Below are 21,645 nucleotides of genomic sequence, written 5' to 3' on the forward strand. Positions count from 1 at the left end.
ATGCTTCGCGCGACCGTCGGGCTGATCTGCTGGATTGCGCTGTCACTGCTGGCCGGCGTGGTGGGCGGCGTGGCGACGGGGCGCGAGGCGGGGGCGTTTTATCGTGAGCTTGAGTTGCCGCCGTTCGCGCCGCCGGGGTGGGTGTTCGGACCGGTGTGGACGCTGCTGTACCTGCTGATGGGTGTCGCGGTGTGGCTGGTCTGGAAGCCGAGCGGCTTTGCGAAGGCGCGGTTGCCGCTGTCGCTGTTCGGCGTTCAGCTTGTGTTGAACGCGCTGTGGTCGTGGATCTTTTTCGCATGGTGGCAGCCGGGCTGGGCGCTGGTAGAAATTGTCGTGTTGTGGCTGGCGATTGTGGCGACGACGATCGCGTTCTGGCGCGTTCGGCCGACGTCAGGGGCGTTGCTGCTGCCGTACCTGGCATGGGTAAGTTTCGCTGTAGTGCTCAACGCGGCGATCTGGTGGCTGAACGCTTGAGGCGATCGGTCGGCGGTTTGAGATTCGTAAAGAAGAAAAAGCGACATTGGCCTGCGCGGCGGACTACGATTCGGTTGAAGCCGCGGCAGGCGGCTGTCGTTGACGAATTGATTTTGTGAACCTGGAAAGGAAGCCTACACCATGCATGCAACAGCGAACCAGAAGCCTCGCGTTCTCGTGACCGGTGCGACCGGCCAACAGGGCGGCGCGGTGACACGCCACTTGCTCAAGCGCAACTTTGAGGTCCGTGCGCTGACACGTGATCCAAACAAGGCGGCGGCGCGGTCGCTCACCGAGCAGGGCGTGGATGTCGTACAGGGGGATCTGAACGATCGCGCGTCGGTCGATAACGCAATCAACGGCGTTCAAGGCGTCTTCTCGGTGCAGAGTTTCTGGGAGGTCGGCTTCGATGGCGAAGTGATGCAGGGCAAGCAGCTTGCCGACGCCGCGAAGGAAGCAAACGTGGAACACTTCGTCTACAGCTCGGTCGGCAGCGCACAACATGATACGGGCATCCCCCACTTTGACAGCAAGTGGCAGATCGAACAACACATTCGCGAGATTGGTTTGCCCTGCACCATCCTTCGCCCCGTGTTCTTCATGGACAACTGGCAGATGCCGATGCTGCGCGACATGATCTTCGGCGGCCAACTCCTGCAACCGTTGAGCCCCGACACATCGTTGCAGCAGATCGCGGTGGACGACATCGGCGCGTTTGCCGCGATGGCGTTTGACGATCGCGATGCCTGGCTCGGCCGAGAGGTCGACCTGGCCGGCGACGAGCTGACGATGAACGATCTGGTCGCCACGTTCAGCCGCGTGATCGGCCGACCGGTGACGTATCAGCAAGTGCCCTGGGACGCGTTCGAGCAGCAGATGGGACCGGAATATACAGTCATGTACCGCTGGTTTGAACAGGTGGGCTATTCCGCCGACATCTCCGCGCTGCGACAGACGCATTCAGGGTTGAAGACGCTGGAGCGATTTCTGTCCGAGAACAACTGGCAGCGCGCCGCAGCATGATCTCGTACCGAATGACATGCGGCGACGTTGAAACTGAGAAGCCCACGGTTTGAAACCGTGGGCTTCTGTCATGTGGCAATTACTACTTGTATTCATCACCGCTTGTATTCATCATCAAATTCGTCGGGCACTTCGTCGTCTTCCTCTTCTTCTTCGTATTCAAATTCCTCTTCGGCGTCAGCGTCGACTTCTTCCGCGGCCTCGTCGGACTCTTCGTACAGCGTGCCTTCGGCGTCGGCTTCGGCGGCGTCGGCCTCGGCCTGGGCCTTCATCGCTTCCCACTCCTCGAGTGTGATGGTCACCTCGCGAGCCTGGCTGCCCTTGTGATCACCGAGGATGCCTGCCGCCGCCATCGCTTCGATCAGCCGCGACGCCCGGCCGTAGCCGATGGTCAGGCGACGTTGCAGCAGTGAAACGCTGCCACGCTTCGATTCGAGCACCACGAGCACCGCTTTCTCGAACAGCGGATCTTTCAGCGCTTCCTCGTCCACGCTGGCGTCGTCGCCCGAGCGGATCTGCACGAGCTGCGGCTCGAAGTGCTGGTTCGCGATTTCCTTGAGGAACTTGACTGCCTTGCGAATTTCCGCATCGTCCACCAGCGTACCTTGAGCGCGGATGAGCTTGCTGGTGCGCGGCGAGAGGAAGAGCATGTCGCCGTGGCCGAGCAGCAGTTCGCCGCCTTTCTGGTCGAGCACGATGCGCGAGTCCATGCCGCTGGCGACCTTCATCGCGATACGGCAAGGCAGGTTCGACTTGATCAGGCCCGTAACGACGTTCGCCTGCGGCCGCTGCGTGGCGAGGATCAGGTGAATGCCCACCGCACGCGCCTTCTGCGCGATACGCACGATGAAGCTCTCCACCTCCTTGTTGGTCATCATCAAGTCGGCGAGTTCGTCGATGACGAAGACCATGTAAGGCAGCTTCTTGGGGATGCGCGCCTCTTCCTCTTCGGTGGCGGGCTCCATGCGCTCCTTGAGCTCTTCCCATTCGAGGCCGTTGTAGCTGCCGATGTCGCGCACGCCCGCCTCGGCGAGCAGCTCGTACCGCTCGTCCATCTTCGTCACGGCCCATTCAAGAATTTGCGCGGCCTTGGCCATCTCCGTGACCACCGGACACATCAGGTGGGGGATGTCTTTGAACTGGCTCATCTCGACCATCTTCGGGTCGACGAGCACGAGCTTCAGCTCGTCCGGCCGACGGGTGTAGATGAAGCTCATGATGATCGAGTTCATACACACCGACTTACCCGAGCCGGTCGTGCCCGCGATGAGCATGTGCGGCGACGCGGCGAGGTCGCTGATCAGCGGATTGCCGCTCGCGTCCTTGCCGAGGAACATCGGCAGCTTCATCTTGTCGGCCGCGTCGGGCATGGCGGCCATCAGTTCTTTCAGTCGTACCTTTTCCTTCTTGAGGTTGGGCACTTCGATGCCGATCGTGTCCTTGCCCGCCATGTTGGGCACGATGCGGATGTTCTGCGCCTTCATCGCGCGGGCGAGGTCGGAGTCGATCGCGGAGATCTGGCTCACCTTCGTGCCCGGCGCGAGGCGGACTTCAAAGAGCGTGATGACCGGGCCGGAGTCAATGCCGACGACTTCGCCGTCGATCTTGTATTCCTTGAGCGCGGATTCAAGGTCCATCGCCTGTTCGCGGACGATGGCTTCCATCTCAGCGGAGAAGCCGGTCTCCGGCTCGACGAGCAGATCCATGCCGGGAAACTGATAGCCGGTGAGGTCGGGCTCGCGCATCTCCTGCGCGTTTTTCGTACTGGTGCGTGGCGCGAAGTTGATGGGCAGCCGCTTCATCTTTTCACGCAACGCGTCGGGATCGAACTGCGACTTCTCGGCGAGGTAGGCGGCCGGCGCGTCCGCGGCGTCGTCTTCCTCTTCTTCCTCATACTCCTCGTCATCGTCCGCGTCGTCGGCGTCTTCTTCCTCGTACTCGTATTCCTCGTCGTCTTCTTCCTCGTCCTCTTCGCTGACCTGGTGTTCGTTGGGGTCGAACGATTCGGTGCCGCCGAGGCCGCCCGCGTCTTCGTCGATCCAGGTTTCGTCGTCTTCTTCCATGCGCCGGCGTTTGCGGCCGGGCCGACGTCGCGTGGCGGTGTCTGCATCATCGCTGCTGCTGCGCCACGGCAGGGAAAGGTTTGATAGCCAACCGCCGACCGCCGAGCCCGCGCCGCTCACCGCGGTGCTCATCGCCGGCTTGGGCAGATCGACCTCGCGGGCCTTGAGCAACATACGACCGACCGCGCGCGGCAATGCGAGCACCCACTCGTCCGCCGCCATCAACGCGCCGATCCACCACGCCACGGCGAGGATGAGAATTGTGCCCGCCAGCGCGAAGCGGGCGACCAGCACATCATTCATGAGCATGGCGACCAGGCCGCCGGCGGTTTCGGGGTTGGCGAGATGGTTGGCGAAGAGGGTGGGCAGGCCTTCGCCGATCAGGGCGCTGGTGGCCAGGACCATGACGGCCACGCCCAAGGCGCGGACAGGCACGTGCGTGACCTCTCGGCCGATGGCCGTGACAAACAGGAACGCCGCCAGCGCCGCCATGCCCACCCACACCCCGGGGCCGAGCATGGTGTAGATGTGGTAGGAGGTCAGTGCGCCGACGTTGCCGACCCAGTTCTGGATCTGCTCATTTGGGACGCCGTAGGCGTGCGTGGGCGGGTCGAGCGGATCGTGACTGTAGAGGGCGATGCCCAGCAACAGCCACAGGCCGGCGAGGATGGCCCAGCCGATCGCACGGTAGGTCTGCCAGTGGTCCTGCTTCTGTTTTTCCGCCTTGGTTTTTCTGGCCATCGTTGGGCGTCCCTGTTCCCGTCCGCGAGGTCGATATCGGCGCAAACGCATCGCGCCCACAGTCTATTTTCCATCGGTCAGCGCGGGGGAATAACGACAGAATCCGCCTCGGCGGTGAACGGTGATCTGCGATCGCAAGCCAGTAAAAAGGCCCGCGGACGAGGTCCGCGGGCCTGAGGAGGTTCATCGTGGGTTTTGCTGATCAACCGGCGATCATTTGGCGGTGCCGGCAAGACTGGCGACATCGCTGGCTTGAGCGCCGCTGGCTTTCGGCGGCAGGGGGAGCAGGTCGTCGAGGCGCACCGGCTGGCCGGTGGCGATGGAGCGGTTGCCCGCCACGCCGACGAGGATCGACGCCGCGCCGTCGATGTGCGTGGCGTCGCGTTTCAGTGGATCTGGCGGGAGGTCGGGCAGGAAGATGCGTTCGAGGATCTTCGCATCGCCGCCGCCGTGCCCGCCCTTGGCTGGGGGAATCTCGATCGACTCGGGGGGCTGGAACATTTTCTGGAGGCGCATGTACTTTTCGCCGGCGTACTGCTCGTCGGCGAGCTCGTCGTCGGACTGGCCGCGGATGACGTGGCCCTGGCCGCGGGAGAAGTACTCAAGCGTGCCCTTCGTGCCGTTGACGGTGATGCGTTCACCTTCCCATGGGCAGTAGGCATACATCGAGTAGTTGAGGACGACGCCGTTGCGATAGCGGACGAGCACGGCGTGCGTGTCGTAAATATCGACCGGGGGGGCGTCGCCGAAGACGTTTCGGTCGCGGATGTAGCCGGAGTCTTTTTCCGCGTCGAAGTAGAGGCCTTTGGATCGCTCGTCGGCGGTCAGGTCCAACGCGAATGGGTCCTGTTCCTTGGTGACGTTGCCGGTGTAGCGTTGGTAGCTGTATTTTTCGCCGCGAGCTTCGGCATTTTCCTTGCCGTAGAACTTGAGGTCGCCCATGGCGAAGACGGTGTCGGCGTAGTCATCGATCAGGAAGTTGACCAGGTCGAAGTGGTGGGTGGACTTGTGGACGAGCAGGCCGCCGGACTTGTCCATCTCGCGATGCCATCGGCGGAAGTAGTCGGCACCGTGGCTGGTGTCGAGGTACCACTGGAAGTCGACATGGGTGGGCGTGCCGATCGCGCCGCTGGCGATGATTTCGCGCATCTTGGAGATGGCGGTCTGGTAGCGGTAGTTGAAGGTGACGCGCAGGTTCTGGCCGGTGCGTTCGATGGCGTCGAAGATGGCTTTAGCCTTGACCTCGTCGGTGGTCATGGGCTTTTCGCTGACGACGTCGCAGCCCAGTTCCATGGCGCGGATGATGTAATTGTGGTGCAGCGAGTCGACGGTGGTGACGATGACCACGTCGGGCTTCAACTCGGCGATCATTTTGTCGAAGTCGTCGGCGTGATAGGTCGGCAGGTTTTCGCCGCCGAGTTCGCCGGTGATGTGGCGGTTCCAGAAATCCATGCGCGTCTGGCTGATGTCGCACAGCCCGACAAGGTCCGCATGCTCGCTGAAGGGCGCTTGATAGATGGCGTCAATAAACATCCGGCAACGCCCACCAGTTCCCACCACAACGTACCGCTTATGTGACGACATAAAACCGATCTCCAATTTCAGGAACGACGATTAAAACGGCATTGTAGCAGCAAAACCGAGGTGGCGGGCGTTATAACCGCTCTCATTGCTTGACAATTCCGCTTATTTTTTGAGGATGTCACTGGCATGCTCCACTACCTGAATGTCGGCGAGCGGCAGTACGGGGATCGGCCTGTCAATCTCTATCAACGGGGTTACTGGGAGTTCCAGGCTGTCGTCCAAGGTGCTTGCGGGCCAATAATTCCCGGTGAACCCCCTGTTTTTCGCCATCGTCGGCTATGGGTTTTCGGGCCGGAACACCGCCACGGCTGGGGGGCGGCGCCGGGGACCACCGCTCGGATTGTAGTTGCCCATTTCGATCATGTGCCGGATTTGGTCCGCGACTGGGTTCGGCCGGGGGGCGTGCGGTCGGTCGGCCTGACGCCTGCTCAGACCACGCGGTTGGAGACGCTGATGACCGCCTTGCGCGACGATTTTCATCGTCCCACTCGGCTCAGCGCGATGCGCAACGAGCATGCGCTGCTTGAACTGTCGATGCTGGCGATGAAGCAGGTCGCCGGCAGGACGACCGCCAGTCAGGCGGACCACGCCCGGCGGAAGGTGTCGCAGGCGATGGCGTGGTACGCGGAGCACCTTCCCGAGCGGCCGGGCGTGGCGGATGTCGCGGCGGCGGTGCATGTCTCACCGAGCCACCTGCGCCGACTGTTCGCGCAGGTGGGGCGGGGTTCACCGCTTGCCGCGATGCATCGTGTGCAGGTCGACCGGGCTTGCGAGTTGATGAGCAACGCGGGCCTGTCGCTGACCGGTATCGCCCCGCGCTGCGGCTATGCCAGCCTCAGCAGCTTTTCACGGGCGTTTTCCGCCCAGCGTGGCGTGAGCCCCACCGCCTGGCGGTCGCGCGTCAGGCGATAACGTCAACTGCCCGGTCAGAACGCGAACACCACCGGTTTGCGACGCGGCGCGTGGCCCACTACTATCGCTTGCCTACCCGCACGACCGATTCGAGCCCGCTTTGCGTGGCCGACCATCACAACCGATCTCCCTATTTAGGACTCAGGAGCTACAGAACATGTCGCAAGCTGGACTGATCGCGCCCCACGGCGGAACCCTCGTCAACCGCACCACCGATGACCCCGCGGGCCTCAAGGCCAAAGCGCAGGGGCTGCCCACCGTCGCGTTAAGCGCCGCAGACCTTTCCACCGTCTACCGCATGGCCGACGGCACGCTCAGCCCGCTGACCGGCCCGATGAATCAGGACGTCTACGAGCGCGTGCTGGATACGCACACGATCGAACACAACGGCAAGAAGCTTGCCTGGAGCATTCCGCTGGCCTTTCCCGTCACGGGCGAGCAGGCGGGGTCGCTGAAGGCAGGCCAGACCGTCGCATTGACCGACCCGTCGGGCGAAGTGGTCGCGCTGCTCGACGTGCAGAGTGTTTTCGAATGGGACAAGCCACGCTACATCAAGAGTGTCTACGGCACGGACCGCACGGACCATCCCGGCGCGGACATGGTGCTGAAGAACGACGCGGACAAGAGCCACCTGATCGGCGGTGAGTTGACTGCGCTGCCGCAGCCGAAGAACCCGCACTTTGGTCAGTATGTCAAGACGCCCAACGAGGTGCGCGAGATTCTCGCCGGCAAGGGCTGGGACGCCGCGGTCGCATTCCAGACGCGCAACCCGCTGCACCGGGCGCACGAGTACGCGTTGCTCTACGGCTTGGAAGAGCTGCTCCGCCAGGGCAAGAACGCCGGCGCGGTGCTCAACCCGCTCGTGGGTGAAACCAAGGGCGACGACGTTTCCGCAGAGATCCGCATGCAGACGTACGAAACACTGATCGCTTCGGGTGAGTTCGGCGAAGGCGACAAGGACGCGGACCTGTGGGCGAAGGTCGGCGGCTCGATCCTCGACCGCGTGCTGCTGTTGGGCCTGGACATCAAGATGTTCTACGGCGGGCCGAGCGAAGCGGTTATGCACGCGATCTATCGTCAGAACATGGGCTATACGCACCTGATCATCGGCCGTAAGCACGCGGACGCCCCGTTCCACGACGGCGACGCGATCTGGGGCGACTTCGATGCGCAGGAAATCTTTGAGAACCTGCCCGGCGAGCTGTCGATTCAGCCGGTGAAGGTCGGCTTCGCGGCATACTACGAGTCGATGGGCCGGGTCGACCTGATGGAAAATCACAAGGATGAGAAGCCGGTGTTCATCTCCGGCAAGCAGGTGCGTGCAACGCTTCAGAAGGGCGAAAAAGTGGACGAGCGCATTATGCGTCCGAGCACGAGCGAGATTCTCGCCGCCGCGATGAAGCAGACCGCCGACGCGTGAGCGGACTCGACGAAACCCCATGGGCAGTTCAGCTTAAGCTGTCCTGCCCGTTTTGATCCCGACTAAACGCCGCGCACCCCAAGGAGCGCCACCATGGCAAGCACCCCCGACGATCGCCGATACAGCAAGTCTCACGAATGGCATAAGCCGGAGGGCGACCTGGTCGCCATCGGCATCAGCCAGTTCGCCGTCGATGAGCTGGCGGACATCACGTACCTGGAAATCACCGCCACCGAGGGCGAGGTCGGCCAAGGCGAAAGCTTCGGCGAAATCGAGTCGGTCAAGGCCACCAGCGAGCTCTACGCGGGCATCGCCGGCGAGGTGGTTGAGGTGAACCAGGCGGTGCTCGACGATCCGTCGATCATCAACGAGGACCCGTACGATAAGGGCTGGATGATCAAGCTCCGCCCCAGCGATCCGGCAGACCTGGAAAAGCTGATGTCGGCGGCGGACTACGAGAAGGCCGCCAGCGAGTAAGGTGATCGTTTGACTTGAAATGACCTTGAAGCCCACGGCGTCACGCCGTGGGCTTCTTGCGTTCAAGGCGTGCGACGATCTGCCGGGCGGTGTCGCGCACGAGCGTGTGTTCGTCTGCGTCGTGCGCCAGTTCGTGTATGCGCTGGCGCAGCGGTGGGTCGTCATTTTGCATCAGCGCATTGCCCGCAGCGATGAGTGCGTTGCGTTTGACCATCTCCAGCTTCATGCGTTTCAAAGCCGAGCCTTGGAAGACGCGTTGGCGGTCGTCGGCGGTCCAGTTGAGCACGTCGAGCAGGTTGAGGCCGAGCGTGAGTTCGGCGCGCGGGGTGTAGCGCGGGTGGATCGGCAGGGCGATGTCGGATTTTACATTTCGAATTTCAGGGGCGGGCGGCGGCCTGGTTTCGATCGGCTGGTTGTAGGGGCAGACCTGCTGGCAGACGTCGCAGCCAGCGAGCCAGTCGTTCATTGACGCGTGCAGTGATGTGTCGATGAGGCTGCGGTGTTCGAGTGTGAGATAGCTGATGCATCGCGTCGCGTCGAGGGTGCGGTGGCCCTGATGGTGAGCGGGGTCTGCGATGCATTGCGTGGGGCAGGCGTCGATGCAGCGGGTGCACGTGCCGCAGTGGTCGGTGGGGGGCAGGGTGTGGCCGGGATAATCCTCCTCGGCGGCGTCGGCCAGGTCGAGCGTGGTGACGATCGCGCCGAGCAGCAGGTACGAGCCGAGGCGCGGGTGCAGGGTAAGTGTGTGCTTGCCGATCCAGCCCAGGCCGGCCCGGGCGGCGTGCTCGCGTTCGAGCAGCGGGGCCGTGTCGACCGTGGCGCGGAACACGGCGGCAGGGTGACGTTCGCGCAACGCGTCGGCCAGGCGATGCAGCCGCTGCTTGATGGTTTTGTGATAGTCGTCGCCCCAAGCGTAACGGGCGACGCGGCCGACGGGCGGCTGGGGTTGCTGCGTGTCTGTTGGCGAGTCGTACACGCCGGGCGGATACACGTCGGCGACGACAATGACGCTGCGGGCGCCGGTCAGCAGCTCGCGCGGGTCGAGGCGGAGATCGAGGTTGGTCGCGAGGTAGTGCATCTCGCCATGCTTGTCATCGGCGAGCCATTGACGGACAAAGTCGGCGTGATCGCTCGCGGCGGCGGGCGCGATGCCGCATAGTGCGAAGCCCAACTCGTCGGCAAGCTCGCGCACCCGGCGCGCGGCCTCGTTGCGCTGCGGATTGGAGGCGGGCGTGGTCACGATCATTACTATCCGGAGCAGTATTTGCTGAGCATGGGTTGAACCGCTGCCCATGTCTTCAACCGTCGATCATTTGGCGGCGCTGGCAGGCTCGGTGAGCACGCCGTCGCTGAGGCCGAGGCCGAGCATGGCGGGGCGGTCGTAGCTGGTGTCGAGCGTCTGGGCCTGGCCGGTGTCGGCGGCGGTGAGGAAGCCCTGCATGGCGGCGAGCACGGCGAAGGCAATCTCGCCCGAGGCGCGGTGCGGTCGACGGTCGCGAATGGCGTGAGCCATGTCGGCGACGCCGAGGCTGCGGCCGTTGGGGTGATCGTGCTCGACCGTGACTTCGCGCCACTCTTTGTCGGCGACGCCGCACACGAGCACGCTACCGTCGAAATTGTTGGGGTCGGGCACTTGCATCGTGCCTTCCGTGCCGAAGATCGTGATGGGGTGTCGGCGATCGTGCGGCGAGTGAGCGGCGGCGAAGCTGGTGATGATCGTGCCGATCGCGCCTTGGGCGAACTCGATCGTGCCGGCCACGTGGTCGGGGGTTTCGACGTCGATGGTCTGTCCGTTGAGCGGCTGACTGGTAATGGTGCGCGGGTCGATCTGGATGCCGGCGGAGCCGGTGACGCGAGCGATGGGCCCGAGCAGGTTGATCAGCGCCGTGAGGTAGTAGGGGCCCATGTCGAACATCGGCCCGCCGCCGACCTTGTAGTAGAACGCGGGGCTGGGGTGCCAGGTTTCGTGGCCGCGGCAGAGCATGAACGCGGTGGCGGCGACGGGGCGGCCGATGACGCCCTCGTCGATCGCCTTGCGGCAGGCCTGATGCGCCGTGCCGAGGAACGTGTCGGGCGCACAGCCGATGCGGACCTGCTTTTGTTCCGCTGCGGCAAGCATCTGGTTCGCCTCGTCGACCGTGACGGCCAGCGGCTTCTCGTTGTAGACATGCTTACGGGCCTCGATCGTCTTGAGCGCAACCGAGGCGTGCGCCGCGGGGATCGTCAGGTTGATGACCAGCTCAATACGATCGTCGGCCAACAGCTGCTCGACGGTGCACGCTTGCGGCACGTTGTACTTCTCAGCTTGTGCTCGCGCGGCGTCGAGGTTCAGGTCGGCGCACGCGGCGATGTCGAGGATGGGAAACTGACGAGCGAGTTCGAGGTATTGGTTACTGATGTTGCCGCAGCCGATGATGCCGATTTTGACTGGGTCCATGCCGGAAACTCCTTGTGGCAAAAAAGGGCGGGACGTCCTGTCCCGCGCGGGGGGGGAAGGTTAGCGATTGACGCGGCCGTGCGGGCCGAGGTGGGTGATCGGGTCGATGCCCTGGCGTGTGCCCTCGGCGGTGGTGGTTTCGTCGAGGCTGGATTCGCCGACCTGGGTCATGCGTGCGCGATGGTCGACCATGATCTGGATCGCTTCGTCGACGTCGTCCGTGACGCGGAAGAGGTTCATGTCGGGCGGGCTGATGGTTTCATACTTTTCGAGCAGCGTGGCTCGCATCCAGTCGATCAGACCGTCCCAGAACGCGTGGCCGACGCAGACGACGGGGAACGGTTGAATCTTGAGGGTCTGGATGAGGGTGAGCGATTCGAAAAATTCGTCCATCGTGCCGAAGCCGCCGGGGAAGCAGATGAAGCCGGAGGCGTACTTGACGAACATGACCTTACGGACGAAGAAGTAGCGGAAGCTCAGTTCGTGGGTTTGGAAGTCGTTGGGCTTCTGCTCCATGGGCAGGGCGATGTTCAGGCCGATGCTCGTGCCGCTGGCTTCGAACGCGCCGCGGTTGGCGGCTTCCATGATGCCCGGCCCGCCGCCGGTGATGACGGAGAAGTCTTGCTCGACGAGCTTGCGGCCGCAGGCGGTGGCCTGGCGATAAAACGGGTCTTCGCGCGGCGTGCGTGCCGAGCCGAACACGCTCACCGCCGGTCCGATGTCGCTCATCAACTCAAAGCCATCGACGAACTCTGAGACGATGCGGAACAGCCGCCAGGTTTCACGGCCGAGTTGGGTGTCTTTTTCGAGGGTCATGGGGATGGGTCCTTGGTGAAGAGAGCGATTTTACCGATAACGGAAGATGAAGCCCAACAGGGTCGGCGATCATCCATGAAAGCCTGAGTCTTATGAAAAAAACCGCCGCACCTGGCAGCAGGCGCGGCGGTCATTAATTTTGGAAGTCAGCAAGCCGGGTTGGCTCGGCTCAGGCAGCCTTGGGCGCGGCGACGGGGAGGCCGGCCTTCGCCTGTTCGACAATCTTGTCGAACGTGGCGGGATCGTGAATGGCGATCTCGCTGAGCATCTTGCGGTTGAGGGTGATGTTCGCCCCCTTCAGGCCCGCGATGAATCGGCTGTAGCTGATGTCGCGCATCTGGCACGCGGCGCTGATGCGCGTGATCCAGAGCTGGCGATATTCCCGCTTGACCGTGCGGCGGTGCTCGTACTGGTACGCGCCAGCACGGTAGACCGTCTCCTTGACACGGCTCCAGTGGTTGCGGCGAGCGCCGCGGTTACCCTTTGTCTTCTTAAACCAGCGGACCTTCGACTGTCGTCGGGCCGCACCATTCGTGGCACGAGGCATGGCAATCTCCTTCGCGATGGCGGGGGTTCAGCTAGGCTGAACGCTTGTAGGCCCGGCTCGCAGATGGTGTAGGATTTCGAACGCTCGAAATCCGAAATCGTCCCCGGAATCGCCCCGGGGTCAATCCCGCGGGGTCAGCGGGCGATGCAGCATGGCACCGAGGCGCTTCATGTCGCCCTTGGCGGCAACGGAGCGCTGACGAAGCCGACGCCGTTTGTCGCCGCTTTTGTGGCTGAGCAGGTGGCCTGAGCCCACCCGACTGAACTTGACCTTGCCACGCGCGGTGACTTTGATCCGCTTGGCCAGGCCTTTATGAGATTTCAACGTCGGCATGATAAACACTCCAGTTCGCAAGTCGCGAGCCCAGTATTGTAAGCCGGTTGCCGACGGATGCAAGCCGGGGTGATTGAAGCGTGGTTGACAGGTTCTTCCGCCATGCTAGGCTTATCCGCTCGCAAGTCGTTGATCGGTATGATCGACGTCTCGGCCAGGTAGCTCAGTTGGTAGAGCACGGCATTGAAAATGCCGGTGTCGCCGGTTCGAATCCGGCCCTGGCCACTTTCTAAGGGCCGCTGAACCAAAGGTTTGGCGGCCTTTTTTATGCGCGGGTCGGCGTACGCGGGCCCGGCTGTTCAACGGCGCAATTGCCCGGCGAGGCACGCGCGTTGCATGGCTGTCATGCATGGATGCGCCGCAACCAACTCTGACGTGGCATCGCTGGTACTTCAGCGTGGCGGTGGTCTTTGGCGTGCTCGCGCTGTGCGCCATGGTCGCGGCGACGGCGTGGGCGCTGCTCGGCCAACCACGCACGGCGTTGCTGTTCACCGCGGTCGGCGGAGGTATGGTGGGTGTGTTGCTCGTGTGGCAGGCCTGGGTCTGCCCCTGGTGCCGAGCGGGGGATGGGCCCAGCGGGATGGTGGAATCGCCACAACACGAGTTGCGCGATTTACATTTTGCTATCTGGCTGCTGCCGATCAGCCTGGCGGTGGTGGGCGGGCTGGTCTGGTTCGGCGAGCCGAAGTTGCGGCAACATCTTGAAGCGTACTTCTTCTGGTGGGGCTACCTCGATCAGCTTGCGTTGCTGCTGCTGATCACCGCTGGAGCGCTGGCGATGGGGTCGGTGGGGTTCAGTTGGCTTGTCGCACGGCGGTACCGTCGGCGGACGGCGGCGATGCACGTCTGCTTTGACTGCGGCTACGACCTGCATGCGTCGCCCGGCGAGACTTGTCCGGAGTGTGGCGAGGCGCGACGGTCGGCGGTATGAGGTGGTGGGTGGTCAGCCGACGTCGATGAGGCCGAGCGCTTCGCCGTACTGTTGCAGGAGGATGCGGCGGAGCATGGCCCGGCCCTCGCGGGCGAGGTCGGGGTCGGCGTCGATCATGGCGATCGCGTCGCGGCGGGCGAGCATCAGCAGGTCCATGTCTTCGGGGATGCGGGCCACGCGCAGCGGCGGGAGGCCGCTTTGTCGCGTGCCGAAGAACTCGCCCATGCCGCGGATTTCCAGGTCCATCTCGGCGATGCGAAAGCCGTCGTTCGTGTTCGCGATCGCGTCGAGGCGTTTGCGGGCGTCGTCGGTGGTGGGGTTGGCGATGAAGACGCAGAGGCTGCGTCGGCCGTCGCTTGATCGTCCCACGCGGCCGCGTAGCTGGTGCAGTTGTGCGAGGCCGAAGCGCTCGGCGTGCTCGATGACCATGACGCTGGCGTTGGACACGTCGACGCCGACTTCGATGACGGTGGTGGCGACGAGGACGTGAATCTTGCCGCGGCGGAAGCGGTCCATGATGCGTTCGCGCGTGTCGCGTTTGAGTCGGCCGTGCACGGCGGCGACTTCGTAGCCTTCGAAGAAACGCTGTTCGAGCAGCTTCGCGTGCTCGCGCACGGTTTTGAGTTGGGCGGTGGTCTCCGTGCCCGAGGCGTCGATGGCGGGCACGACGACGTAGGCCTGCTCGCCGCGTTCGAGTCGTTGGCGGACATAGCTGTAGACGTCGTCTGCCTTGCCGGGGTCGACGAGGCGGTTGACGATGGGCGTTCGGCCGGGCGGCAACTCGTTGATGAGCGAGACGTCGAGATCGCCGAAGATGGTGAGGCTGAGCGTGCGCGGGATGGGGGTCGCGGTCATGACGAGTTGGTGGGGGACGTTGAGTTTCGAGTTTCGAGTTTCGAGTTTCGAGTTGGGGGGCGTGCCCGTGGTCGATGCGGGCGCATCGTCTGAACTCGAAACTCGAAACTCGGAACTCGAAACCCGCCGGAGTGCGGCGCGCTGGTGGACGCCGAAGCGGTGTTGCTCGTCGATGACAGCGACGGCGAGGTCGGCGAAGCGCACCGCGCCGCCGAGCAGGGCATGCGTTCCGACGAGTATGTCGAGCTCGCCGGCTGCGATCTTTTCAAGCAATGCTTTGCGTTCCGCGCTGTTGGGAGCGGGCTGGCTTCCGGTGAGCAGAGCGGTGCGGACGTTTGCGCCGTCGAGCATGTTGGTGATGGAAAGATGATGCTGCTCGGCGAGCAGTTCGGTGGGCGCCATGAGCGCGGCCTGTTTGCGTTCGGAGACCGCCATGAGCATGGCATAGAGTGCGACCACGGTTTTGCCTGAGCCGACGTCGCCTTGGAGCAGGCGGTTCATGGGGCGTGTTTCGCCGAGGTCGCCGACGATTTCGTGGACGACTTTGTCCTGGGCGCGGGTGAGCGGGAAGGGGAAGCGCTGGCGGATGTGCTGGTCGATCGCATCGTTGTGCTTGAGCACGGGCGCGGCGAGGTGCTCGCGCACGTGGGCACGTTTCATGGCTATGCCGAGCTGCAACAGCAACAGCTCGTTGTACGCCAGCCGACGGCGGGCCGCCTTCCACTGCTCTTCATGCTCGGGCATGTGCGACATGCGGAACGCGTCCGCGAGGCTGGGCATGTTGTGATGCTGGAGCAGGTCGATGGGGATCGGGTCGCGGACCTGGTCGATCACACTTGGCAGTACGTCACGGACGATCTGCTCGATGGCGGTGGAGGGCAGGTCTTCCGTGGCGGGATAGACGGGGCGGAGGCGTTCGTCCTCGGCGGGCGTGGTGTCGAGCTCTTCAAGCGGTTCCCACTTGGGGTTGACCATTTGCAGGTAGTCGCCGAAGCGTGTGACCTTGCCCTGCACGCGGAGGTGCATGCCGGCCATGATTCGCCGACGCAGGTGTCCGCCGCTGAACCAGGTGAGCTTGAGTCGGCCGTTGGGGTCGGCGAGGGTGGCTTCGAAGCGGCCTTTGCCGCGACCCCCGCGCCCGTAGCCGGGCACGAAGCGGGTGGCTTCGATCGTGCCGCGGGTCATGCCGACGCCTTCGACGGGCAGTTGGGCGATCTGGTCCTCGGCGGCCTCGAATTCGTAGCGCATGGGCAGGTGACGGAGCAGGTCGCTGACGATGTTGATGCCAAGTCGACGCAGCAGCGCCGCCCGCCGTTCGCCCACGCCGGTGATGTCGCGCACCGGCGAGGTGAGGCGAAGATCGCTTGCTGAGTTGTCCGTCGATGCGTCGGCCATGCGATGATCTTAATCACAAGATTCACGCTTGGCGCGGGCCCATCAGCACGGGCAGCACGCGGGGGTGGACCTGGAATTGGCAGCGGCGTTCGCTCGTCGGCTCGCCGTCGAGGTTGAGCGTGACGGGCTGCTCGGTTTCGACGGTGAGCGATGTGACGCGTTGCTGGATGACCGCTGGGTGGTGAGGTGTGCCGGTGGTGAGAGCCTGCGTGAGGACGTCGGCCAGATCGGCAGCGGGGGCGTTGGCGACGAGGGTGAGGTCGAGCTCGCCATCGTCGAGCTGGGCATGTGGGGCGATGACATGGCCGCCGCCGGCGGTGCGGGCGTTGGCGACGATGAGCATGAGCATGTCGCCTTGCCAATGGAGATCGGGGTTGGTTTCTGGTTTCCGGTTTGTGGCTTCTGGTTGGGGGGAGTTGGCGGTAACGGTGGCGGGGCGGTGTGCGTCGGTGGTGAGCTTGGTTAGTGCGTTAAGTGAGTAGGCTGCGCCGCCGAGCAGTTGCTTGAGCGACTTTGGGGTGTCGGCGGTGATCTCGGCGTTGAGGCCGACGCTGGCGGCGTTGATGAACCAGCGGTCGTTGACCCGGCCGAGGTCGATGGGGCGTGACGGAGCGGTGGCGATCAGTTGCAGCGCGGCGACGGGGTCGTCGGCGGGCATGCCGATGCCGGTGGCGAAGTCGTTGGCCGTGCCGTAGGGCAGCACGCCCACGGCCGGCGGGCGGTCGGGCGCGGCGGCCATGATGCCGTTGACCAGTTCGTTGAGCGTACCGTCGCCGCCGCCGACGACGATGGCGTCGAAGGTGTGATGCGTGGTGATTTCGTGGGCGAACTGCTCGGCCTGGCCGGACTCCCATGTGGGGCGGACTTCGATGCGGTGGCCGGCGGCACGCAGGCCGTGCACGGCGGCGCGGAGCTGCTCGTCACCGGCGGCGCGGGGGTTGAGGATCAGGCACAGCGATCGCGGCGAGGCGGGCATGCCATGACTTTAGGCGGGCGCGAGCGTGCCGGCAGGGGCGCAGAGAAAACCCACGGCTTCTACTGGCACGCCTGGGGATGTTTCGGAACATTCCGCGACCGATAGGAAAGCTCCTGAAAGTCAGAGGTTTACCGATTCAGGACCTTTGGGAGCAGATGCCAAAGAATCGGATCTTTTGGCATCGGACTTAGGCAATTTTCAGGAAAGCCCAGTCCTCGATAAATGGTCCGAGTGGGAGACACCAAGGCAACGCCGTGCCCGGACACGCGGGCTGCCCAAGGATGAGAACCTGCTCAAGCTGGCACGGGTTTGGCTGACCGCTCAGCACAAAGCGTGGCCGCAATTGGCCGAAGCTGGCCAGATTCCCGCGAATACTCCCGAAGCTGCCGGGCAACTCGTTGAACAATTCGTACAGCGGTTCAGTTCGCGGGGGGGCAAGCCGTTCGAGCATGGCTTGCCTCAGGTGCCCTGGAACTCGCTCGGGACGGTCTACCTCCGCTACTCCAGTGCGCACCAGAACCCCCGCTCATTGGACGACCAATTGCAGATTGTCCTCTCCCGGGCTGAGCAGGAAAGGGTTTTCATCCCATGGGAATACACGTTTGCGGACGCCAGCGTTACCGGGACAACCTCCCGGCGCACCGGTTATGTGATGGCCCAGCGCGTCCTCGAGTTCACCGGGACCGGGGCCATCTCCACGATCTACCTGGACGAAATTGATCGAGCTTCGCGTGACGGGCTCCAGATTCTGACCTTGGGCACCATTGTCCAGAATCATCGTAAGCGAATGGTCGGGGTCAGCAGCAATTTTGATTCAACGACCGAACAAAGCCGCATCATGCTCCATTCGGTGGCGATGTTCAACGATTACTATATCACGCAGCATCGGGCCAAAGTTGACCGGGGGAAACGCGGCGCTGCGAGGCGTAAGACCATCAATGGCAAGCCGCCGGTGGGGATTAAGGCGGTGCCAGCGTACGACAAATATGGCCAAGCGCTTCGGGGGCGCGCAGGGATGCACGCGAAGACCGCCGCCGTGGATGAGCAGTGGAGTTGGGCCATTGTTCTGCTCGCCGAGCTTTTTGTCGACAAACGCTGGTCGGCCAACCGGATTGCCAAGGAGTTCAATCGCCGTCAGATCGGTGGGAAAACGTCTTGGTACGCAGCGCTCATCACAAAGATGCTTCGAAACCGGGGATATGTAGGGATTTTCATCTACGGCATGAGTCGCCAGGTCAGGGACCCGCTGACCGGAACGATCCGCCATGTCCCCCAGCCACGGTCAGGCTGGATTGTCTCCCGCATCCCGGAGGCTCAGATTTGGTCTTGGGGCCGCTGGAAGCAGATCCAGGCAAGGCTCAAGGAAGTTTCCGAAACCTCACCGCATGCCCGAAACCGGAAAAGAAAACCCAAACCAGCGGGTTTGGTCTACCCCAAAACGCTCTTCAGCAACATCCTCCATTGCGGCTATTGCGGGCGGCGCCTGACACTCAGACGTGGCGGTGGATATCCATGCTTCTATTGTATGGCTGGTCCGGAAGGACGCGACAACTGCCAGTTAGGAACCTCAAAAGCCGCCAGCGTGTTCGAACCGTTTTTGCTCCGATTCATCCTCGATAGCATTTTGACGGATGAGCGAATGGCCGAACTGGTGGACCAAGCAAATCGGCATGTCAGTGCCGAAGCCGCAAAACCACCGGTCGATGTCGCCGGTCTGCAAACGTCGCTACGGGACGCAAAGGCGAAACGTGATCGGCTAATCGAGTTGGTCGCCGACGATGTGAGTGCCAACCTCTCTGCGGTGAGGACGCGCATCAGTTCACTGGAAAAGGAGGTCCGGGAGTTGACTACGGCCGTGCGTGAGGCCGAGCGTCAGAAAGAGGAGGAGGTCCCACCTCTCGACCTCGAACAGATGAAAGTGTTGCTCGCCGACCTGCGCCAGGTTCTGAATCAGCATGTGCCGGCGGCCAACGAAATGCTCAAAAAACTACTCGGGCGGGTGTACGTCACCCAAAAATCCGTCCCTGACGCTCGCAGGCCGGTCTGGGTGGCCCATTTTGACACCGATATGGTTCCGGCTCTGGCAGATCACGCTGCGCGGAGGTGTCTTCCATCCTCATACACTTTGATGAAGCTAACAGTATGGGAATGGAAAATGCCAATCAAAGGTGAGATCGAAATCGGCGGGCGAATGCCTGTTTACGAGCGATTAGCGAAAAAAGCAGGAGCGATGCGTGCTGAGGGCGCACTGATCAAGCAGATTGCTGAGGAATTCGGCGTTTCGGTGAACATCATAAGGAACGCTATCCGTTTCAACGACACCGGGATTCGACCTGCGAGAGCCAAGAAACAGCCACGGAAGAACATCTACCACTGGATTGCGAAGGAGACCGTGAGGCTTAAGAAGCAAGGGCTGACTTACAGACAAATCGCGGACCGACTTGGCGTCACGAAACGGCAGGTCGGCAACGCCTATCACAAGATGGTGGGCCGCTATCAAAAGCCTGCGATACCTGGCTACCAACGCATCGCCGAACGAGCCTACCAACTGCGTCAGGAGGGGATGACGCACGCACGAATCGGCACCATCCTCGGGTACAACAAAGTTACCGTAAAACGGGCGCTGCGATGGTTTTGCCGGCAGCAGCATAAAGGCGGCACCTACACCGACGCCGCTTGATGGCGACGCGACCTTTTACCCCCCCCCTTGGAGCCAGCCAACCGGCTGGCTTTTTTCATGCGCACAAACAGGGTGATCTCATGACGAAACCTACTGAAACCGAACCCTCGCCTGAACGTGAACGGCCTTCTTCTGATCAGCAATTGGAGCAGCAGTTTTTGACGCAACTTGCCAAGCTTCTGGCTCAGGAACATGTCCGACGTTGCCGGCGCAAACGGAACGGCGATTCGTCTCCGGAAAGAGTTGGAGGCACCGGCCAATCAAAGCCATGAGGGCGTTGCTACGTGAAACAGCGACTTGATCTTAAGCGCACGATCGTGGCGCTTCGGTCGTTCCGGCCACACCTTCACAAACGCGAAAACCGCTGACGTGGGACGGGTGCTACGTTTAAAAATTTGCGATTAGGCGTACTCGGGCCTGGTTGCCGACCGGCACTGCGGTGCTTGGCGTATCACTCGCTCGCTTCGTCCTGCCCTCGCTGTGCCTGCTGCTCGGCCAGTTCCTCCAGCGTCATGCCGGTCTGCTCCTCGATCAACGCCCGCGCCTCGTCGATGGGCACGTCGCGCACCCGGTTGTCGTTGAACACAACGGCGATGTGGCGGCCGTCGGTGACCTCCGGCTTCTCAAAGCCTGCGACGCGCGTCCCGTCGAGGTCTTCCACAAGCCCGGGGATCAGCACGTACGAGGCGTACTCGTTCACCCATTGCCGCCGCCGCTCATCAGACCATTGGTTGAAGTCGGCCGGTACACGTACATCAGCTAAAGGATGAAGGACGTATTCCGCAGTGAAGTAGTTGCCCAGCAGCAGGATGCCCGGTTCCGACGCCATCGGTCGGCGCTGTTCCCCTTCGCGTGGCTGCTGGCCCTGAGCCCAGACGACTGAAGCCTGATGCAGCCCGCGCAAATGAGTACGCGACTGCATCCGCATCGCCTCCAGCCTCACCTGCAGGAACACACCTGCGCTGGTCGTTGCAGCCTCCCGAAACGCTTCCGCATCCGGCTCCACCCGTAACTGTCGGCCCTCCACCGTTGGCTCGAGTTGTTCCAACAATGCCGACAGCGGCCCCACCATCGCGGGCGCCTCGCGCTCGACTTCGCGTTCCAGCAACGGCTGCACCTGCGCAATCAGATCCGCCAAGTCTCGCGCCGCTTCGGCATCCTCACCTTGCACACGCAATCGCAACGCCGGCTCCGGCGGCAGGTTCAGTCCCATCGCCAGCCACTGCATGCCGCGATCCACGATCGGCCCCGGGCGCGTGCCGTCAGGCAGGGCCGGCAGCAGTTCCCGCATCACCCGTCGCGTGTCCCCCGTCGGCACCATCAGCAGTTGCACCGCCCAGCCGTCCACCGCGCTGAACGCCTCTGCCAAGTCCGGCAGGGCATGGCCCGTCTGGTCGCGCAGCCGCGCGAGTGTGTGGTTCATGCCCAACACCACCGCGTCGTCGAAGGCCGCCGTGGTCCAGCCGGGCAGCAGCGGATGCCGCACCTCGTCCTCGGCCGCTTCCGGCCCGTCCACGTCTCCACTGAACAGCAGCCGTTGCACACGGGTGGCATCGACTTCGTCGACCATGGGCACGACCACGAAGAGGGCCGGCTCCAAGTTGGGAAAGAAATCAGCCAGCGAAAGCAGCACGTAGGCTTCCTCGACGCCTTCATTCGACAAGGCTTCGAGCCATGCCGCGGCGGCCTCGCGCATGGGCTCCGTTGGAAGCCCCCCCAGCAGCAGCGCCCGCTCCCGCTCATTCAGTTCGCTGGCTTCCAGCGTGCGACGGATTTCGTCGAACAGGGCAGGCATGTCAACCTGCCCGACAATCACACGGCCAACAAGCATGGTGGACGGGTCGGTGTACCGCTCCAGCAGCGCCGCTGCCGCGTCCGGGTCGCGTGCTTCGCCCTTGGCTGGGGTGATGCAGGTGGTCAGCAGCAGGGCCGTGATGGTGCCGGCCATCCAGATCGATCGGGCAAGTCGCATCGTGTCGCT

General features: G+C 63.2%; 17 protein-coding genes and 1 tRNA gene. 8 read left to right on the forward strand and 10 right to left on the reverse strand.

Features of this window, described 5'->3' with window-relative positions; translation table 11 throughout:
* Both ACERK3_03700 and ACERK3_03705 read left to right on the forward strand, forming a co-directional pair.
* Complete coding sequence (locus ACERK3_03700) at positions 1-474, forward strand: TspO/MBR family protein (protein ID MFA9477395.1); 474 nt, start codon at positions 1-3, stop codon at positions 472-474.
* Between the two features lie 141 nt (positions 475-615).
* Positions 616-1,497, forward strand: a complete 882-nt coding sequence (locus tag ACERK3_03705) for an NmrA/HSCARG family protein (protein ID MFA9477396.1) — start codon at positions 616-618, stop codon at positions 1,495-1,497.
* 95 nt (positions 1,498-1,592) lie between these two features.
* Here the strand turns inward: ACERK3_03705 and ACERK3_03710 are convergent, their stop codons facing one another.
* Positions 1,593-4,301, reverse strand: coding sequence for a DNA translocase FtsK 4TM domain-containing protein (locus ACERK3_03710; protein ID MFA9477397.1), 2,709 nt, complete (start codon positions 4,299-4,301; stop codon positions 1,593-1,595).
* Positions 4,302-4,514: 213 nt separating this feature from the next.
* Positions 4,515-5,885, reverse strand: coding sequence for a Gfo/Idh/MocA family protein (locus tag ACERK3_03715; GenBank protein MFA9477398.1), 1,371 nt, complete (start codon positions 5,883-5,885; stop codon positions 4,515-4,517).
* Between the two features lie 372 nt (positions 5,886-6,257).
* Here ACERK3_03715 and ACERK3_03720 point away from each other — a divergent pair, with 372 nt between their 5' ends.
* The 3 genes from ACERK3_03720 to gcvH all read left to right on the forward strand — a co-directional run bounded on the left by ACERK3_03720 (position 6,258) and on the right by gcvH (position 8,694).
* Positions 6,258-6,797 (forward strand): helix-turn-helix transcriptional regulator, encoded by a 540-nt coding sequence (locus ACERK3_03720; GenBank protein ID MFA9477399.1) that lies wholly within the window; start codon positions 6,258-6,260, stop codon positions 6,795-6,797.
* A gap of 157 nt (positions 6,798-6,954) precedes the next feature.
* Positions 6,955-8,217 carry a sulfate adenylyltransferase gene (locus ACERK3_03725; GenBank protein ID MFA9477400.1) on the forward strand — a complete coding sequence of 421 codons (1,263 nt, stop codon included), beginning with the start codon at positions 6,955-6,957 and terminating at the stop codon, positions 8,215-8,217.
* Between the two features lie 93 nt (positions 8,218-8,310).
* Entirely contained in the window at positions 8,311-8,694 is a 384-nt protein-coding gene (gene gcvH / locus ACERK3_03730; protein MFA9477401.1) for a glycine cleavage system protein GcvH, read from the forward strand.
* Between the two features lie 40 nt (positions 8,695-8,734).
* Here gcvH and queG read toward each other — a convergent pair whose 3' ends face one another.
* The 5 genes from queG to rpmI form a co-directional block, all read right to left on the reverse strand.
* Entirely contained in the window at positions 8,735-9,934 is a 1,200-nt protein-coding gene (queG, locus tag ACERK3_03735; GenBank protein ID MFA9477402.1) for a tRNA epoxyqueuosine(34) reductase QueG, read from the reverse strand.
* Positions 9,935-10,003: 69 nt separating this feature from the next.
* Entirely contained in the window at positions 10,004-11,131 is a 1,128-nt protein-coding gene (locus tag ACERK3_03740; protein MFA9477403.1) for a Gfo/Idh/MocA family protein, read from the reverse strand.
* Positions 11,132-11,191: 60 nt separating this feature from the next.
* The gene (locus ACERK3_03745; protein ID MFA9477404.1) at positions 11,192-11,947 is read right to left on the reverse strand and encodes a TIGR00730 family Rossman fold protein; all 756 of its coding nucleotides are present in this window, start codon (positions 11,945-11,947) and stop codon (positions 11,192-11,194) included.
* 169 nt (positions 11,948-12,116) lie between these two features.
* Positions 12,117-12,494, reverse strand: a complete 378-nt coding sequence (rplT, locus tag ACERK3_03750; protein MFA9477405.1) for a 50S ribosomal protein L20 — start codon at positions 12,492-12,494, stop codon at positions 12,117-12,119.
* Positions 12,495-12,614: 120 nt separating this feature from the next.
* On the reverse strand, positions 12,615-12,827 hold the full coding sequence (gene rpmI / locus ACERK3_03755) for a 50S ribosomal protein L35 (protein MFA9477406.1): 213 nt from the start codon (positions 12,825-12,827) through the stop codon (positions 12,615-12,617).
* A 152-nt stretch (positions 12,828-12,979) separates the two neighbouring features.
* Here rpmI and ACERK3_03760 point away from each other — a divergent pair.
* Positions 12,980-13,052, forward strand: a tRNA-Phe gene (locus ACERK3_03760).
* A gap of 124 nt (positions 13,053-13,176) precedes the next feature.
* Positions 13,177-13,758 carry a hypothetical protein gene (locus ACERK3_03765; GenBank protein ID MFA9477407.1) on the forward strand — a complete coding sequence of 194 codons (582 nt, stop codon included), beginning with the start codon at positions 13,177-13,179 and terminating at the stop codon, positions 13,756-13,758.
* Between the two features lie 12 nt (positions 13,759-13,770).
* On the opposite strand, the gene ACERK3_03770 is transcribed toward ACERK3_03765, so the two are convergent.
* Both ACERK3_03770 and ACERK3_03775 read right to left on the reverse strand, forming a co-directional pair.
* Positions 13,771-16,008 carry an ATP-dependent DNA helicase RecG gene (locus ACERK3_03770; GenBank protein ID MFA9477408.1) on the reverse strand — a complete coding sequence of 746 codons (2,238 nt, stop codon included), beginning with the start codon at positions 16,006-16,008 and terminating at the stop codon, positions 13,771-13,773.
* Positions 16,009-16,030: 22 nt separating this feature from the next.
* Positions 16,031-16,984 carry a YegS/Rv2252/BmrU family lipid kinase gene (locus ACERK3_03775; protein MFA9477409.1) on the reverse strand — a complete coding sequence of 318 codons (954 nt, stop codon included), beginning with the start codon at positions 16,982-16,984 and terminating at the stop codon, positions 16,031-16,033.
* Between the two features lie 145 nt (positions 16,985-17,129).
* Here ACERK3_03775 and ACERK3_03780 point away from each other — a divergent pair, with 145 nt between their 5' ends.
* The gene (locus ACERK3_03780; protein ID MFA9477410.1) at positions 17,130-19,664 is read left to right on the forward strand and encodes a recombinase family protein; all 2,535 of its coding nucleotides are present in this window, start codon (positions 17,130-17,132) and stop codon (positions 19,662-19,664) included.
* Between the two features lie 451 nt (positions 19,665-20,115).
* Here ACERK3_03780 and ACERK3_03785 read toward each other — a convergent pair whose 3' ends face one another.
* Positions 20,116-21,636, reverse strand: coding sequence for a hypothetical protein (locus ACERK3_03785; protein ID MFA9477411.1), 1,521 nt, complete (start codon positions 21,634-21,636; stop codon positions 20,116-20,118).
* Positions 21,637-21,645: the final 9 nt, after the last annotated feature.

The sequence above is a fragment of the Phycisphaerales bacterium AB-hyl4 genome (assembly GCA_041821185.1).
In the GTDB taxonomy this organism is placed as follows: domain Bacteria; phylum Planctomycetota; class Phycisphaerae; order Phycisphaerales; family Phycisphaeraceae; genus Natronomicrosphaera; species Natronomicrosphaera hydrolytica.